This is a genomic window from Azospirillum isscasi, assembly GCF_030849505.1.
GTDB lineage: Bacteria > Pseudomonadota > Alphaproteobacteria > Azospirillales > Azospirillaceae > Azospirillum > Azospirillum isscasi.
Genome location: NZ_JAUJFI010000289.1, coordinates 1 through 3,112, shown reverse-complemented (window position 1 = coordinate 3,112; position 3,112 = coordinate 1). Strand labels below are relative to the sequence as shown.

The following is a 3,112-nucleotide window of genomic DNA, read 5'->3' as shown; positions in this document are numbered from 1 at the left end:
TGAGCGTTCAGCGGCCGAAGCGTGATCGCGGCGCCGTAGGCGGCGATGGCGTCGTCGAATCGGCCTTGCCCTTTCCGGACCTGAGCCAAACTGGCGTAACCCTCAGGGGCATCTGGACGTACCGCGATGGAAGCACCCCCGCAGAACGCCGCAGTTCCCAGATCACCCATCCTCCGGCGCAGCGCGCCAAGCGCCATCAGGCCGTCAAAATGGTCAGGGTCGATGCAAAGTAAATTGCGGTAAACGCGTTCGGCTTCTTCCACCCGCCCCGCCCTGATGAATTCGGCGGCCAGGACAAGGGCTTGATGCATTGACATGGGAATTGGCGATCCAGGTTGAATGCGATCATGAAGCACTCAACCCGGATTTATGAGTGAAGGCGTAAACAAAATCCTAAAGAGAGTTTTTGCGCATCCGACAGGGGAGCCCGGATGGTGGGGATTCGCGTTGTTAATTCGTCTGCAAATGGATTTTGTCGGGCTCGTGGACCATGGCTTGAATCGTGTGGAACGGCGTCTCGAACCGGTCAAGGTTGGCGACCGGCTCCTTTTCAATGTCCGAAGCGCAGCGCGACGGGCCGGAGGAGCAGAGCGGGAGGTGGATCCGCAGCGCATCTGTTCGGGAAATCGGGACCATCTCGTTGCCGCCCGTCACCCCTCCCAACGGTGGGACAGCACGAAGCTGTAGCGTTCCGGGCGGATGTGGAAGACGGCGTGATCGGCGCAGGCACCGTCCGCGAAGAAGGACCGCCGGATCATCACCAGCACCGGCATGCCCGGCACCCCGCCGAGCGGCTCCGCGGCCGCCGCGATGGCGGCCTCGGCCTTCACCTCGATGTCGGCGCCGACCACCGGCTTTCCGGTCACCTCCTTCAGGATGGCGTAGACGGGCTTCTGCCCCGCCGCCTCCCAATCGACGCCCGCCAATTCCGGCGGCAGGAGGCTGCGGCCCAGCGCCACCGGTTCCCCATCCACCAGATGGAGGCGGCGCACCTCCTGGCAGCGGGGGCCGAACTGGTCCGTCAGGTCCGGCGGCGTGGCGACCGTGCCCGCCGACAGTGGCCGCATGCTGGCGTTCAGCCCCTGAAGACGCAGGGACTCGTGAAAGCTGCGCAGCCGGTCCAGCGGATGGCGGACGCGCTTGCCCGCCGTGAAGGTTCCCTTGCCCTTCCGCCGCTCGATCAGCCCCTCCCCTTCCAGGCGGTCGAGCGCCAGACGGACCGTCACGCGGCTGACCGCGAAGCGGATGCCGATCTCGCTTTCGCTTGGCAGGCGGCCCGACGGCTCGAAACGGCCCGCGGCGATCTCCTCGCGCAGACGGTCCGCGATCTGCCGGTAGAGCGCCGTTGCGTTCTCCCGCACCAAATTGTCCCGCATTGGGGCCACCCCATCCCTCCCCCGCCTGTGGCGAACAATATCCGTGCCTTCATGCCACCGGCATCCGGCCCGCTCAAGCACCGGCATCGCCGCGCGGTTCGCGCGCCTGATCGGTGGGACGTCCCACATGTCTTATATTGTATTACAAAACCTGTTATGCAATGTATTATCCCCTGAGGCGTCCCGCCCCCCTCCCATGAGGCCCCGTCCCATGACCGATCCCGTGCCCACCGGCCACATCGCCCCCACCGGCCTTTACGAGCGGAACAAGGCCCGCCCCTTTCTCGGCTCCACCGCCTGTTCCCACCGGCGGCTTGTGGCCGGCGAATGGACCGAGGTGACGCTGGTCTACGAGGTGGGCGCGTCGGGCCTTGCCGATGGGGCGGGGATCAAGCTGGCGATGAAATTCTATTCGGACTGGGCTCTGTTCCAGACCACCGACCCCACGGCGGCCAACTTCGTCTCCGCCGAGTACGAGGCGGGTCCGCTGATGCCGGGGCAGAGCCCGGCGACGGTGCAGGCGCTGAAGGTGCGCTTCGACCAGAAGGGGCACGAGCGGCCCTATCAGAAGGCCATCGTCATCGACGTGATCGACGGCTATCTGAATCCCGGCGACCGCATCGTGATCCGCCTGGGCGACCGGCGCCAGGGCGGGCCGGGCACGCGGGTGCAGACCTTCGTCGAGCAGGGCTTCCGCTTCCGTGTCTTCATCGACCCGCTGGGCAGCCAGAAATACGCGGAGGTGCCGGGCGACTGCGTGCTGGACATCGTGCCGGGCGCCCCCGCCGCCCTGCGGCTGGTGGCGCCGCGCCTGATCGCGCCAGGTCCGGTGTCGCTGCTGCTGCGCGCCGACGACATCTGGGGCAACTGCTGCCTCGGCGCCACGCTGGACGCCGTGCTGACCATTGCCGGACCGGATGGCGCCGGACCGGATGGGAAACGCACGCGGACGGTCGCGCTCGTCCCCGATCCCCAAGCGAACGGCTGGCTGGTCCGGCGCGAGGCGTTCGACCTCGGCGCCGGCGAGTGGCGGATCGCCGCGGCGGCGCCGGGCCTCGCCCCCGCCGAAGCCTTCGTCACCGCCGAGGACGGGGCACCGCGCGCCCTCTACGCCGACCTGCACGTCCATTCCAACGACACGGTCGGCACCAACGACACCGCCTACAACCTGTCCTACGGGCGGGACGTGGCCGGGCTGGACGTGCTGGGCTACACGGCCAACGACTTCAACGTGACGGAGCGCGCCTGGACCGAGGCGGTCGGCCTGATCGACCGGTACAACGAGCCGGACCGCTTCGTCTGCTACCCCGGCACGGAATGGTGCGGCAACTCGGCGGCGGGCGGCGACCACAACGTGATCTTCCTGCGCGACGGCCAGCCGCGCTTCCCGGCGGACGGGCGGGGTCAGCCGGTGCGCTCCTTCGAATGGAACGAGTCGACGCGCGGCGCGCTGCGCCCCGGCGCCTGGCCGCTGGACGATCTCTACGCCGCCTATCGGGACGATCCGGAGGGCCATCTGCTGATCCCCCATGTCGGCGGGCGGCGCTGCAATCTCGATTGGCACCACCCGGACCTGGAGCGGCTGATCGAGATCGGCTCCGCCTGGGGCCAGTTCCATTGGGTCTATGCGGAGGCGCTGGCCCGCGGCTACCGGCTCGGCGCCTCGGCCAGCAGCGACGAGCATCAGGGGCGCTGCGGCGGCGGCGCGCCGGCCACCGCGGTGTTCGGGGCGCGGG

General features: G+C 68.4%; 1 protein-coding gene and 2 pseudogenes. 1 reads left to right on the top strand and 2 read right to left on the bottom strand.

Translation table 11 applies throughout. From position 1 onward, the window contains the following. Both QSG27_RS28220 and QSG27_RS28215 read right to left on the bottom strand, forming a co-directional pair. Nucleotides 1-317 (bottom strand): annotated as a pseudogene (locus tag QSG27_RS28220) (tetratricopeptide repeat protein); the annotation flags it as partial. Nucleotides 318-650: 333 nt separating this feature from the next. Then, complete coding sequence (locus QSG27_RS28215) at nucleotides 651-1,376, bottom strand: GntR family transcriptional regulator (RefSeq protein ID WP_306712086.1); 726 nt, start codon at nucleotides 1,374-1,376, stop codon at nucleotides 651-653. Between the two features lie 211 nt (nucleotides 1,377-1,587). On the opposite strand from QSG27_RS28215, the pseudogene QSG27_RS28210 reads away from it, so the two are divergent. Next, a pseudogene (locus tag QSG27_RS28210) lies at nucleotides 1,588-3,112 on the top strand (hypothetical protein); the annotation flags it as partial.

Excerpts from the sequence above, each read along its gene's own strand:
- QSG27_RS28215 (WP_306712086.1), bottom strand. The coding sequence starts at position 1,376 with ATGCGGGACAATTTGGTGCGGGAGAACGCAACGGCGCTCTACCGGCAG.